The 245-nt window shown below is 59.6% G+C and carries 1 pseudogene; it reads left to right on the top strand.

Annotated elements, in window-relative coordinates:
- Positions 1–174: pseudogene (locus tag SB725_RS33250) on the top strand (TSUP family transporter); the annotation flags it as partial.
- Between the last annotated feature and the right edge of the window lie 71 nt (positions 175–245).

Raw genomic sequence — 245 nt, 5'->3', positions numbered from 1 at the left:
CGGGTGCTGTACACCGTGGTGCCATTGACCTGCCTGACCATCGGCTTTTATGACGGTTTCTTCGGCCCCGGCACCGGCAGCATGTTCATCATCGCCTTCCACTACCTGCTGCGCATGGACCTGGTGTCCAGCTCGGCCAACTCCAAGACCTTCAACTTCGCCTCCAACATCGGCTGTTGACCAACTGGATGGGCTACATGCTGCTGGCCGGTACGGTATTCGCCCTGCGCTTGGTGAAACTGCCC

Source organism: Pseudomonas sp. SIMBA_041 (genome assembly GCF_046535095.1).
Lineage (GTDB): Bacteria > Pseudomonadota > Gammaproteobacteria > Pseudomonadales > Pseudomonadaceae > Aquipseudomonas > Aquipseudomonas mucoides.
The sequence above is the reverse complement of the archived record's forward strand: the minus strand, read 5'-3'. Positions and strand labels throughout refer to the sequence as shown.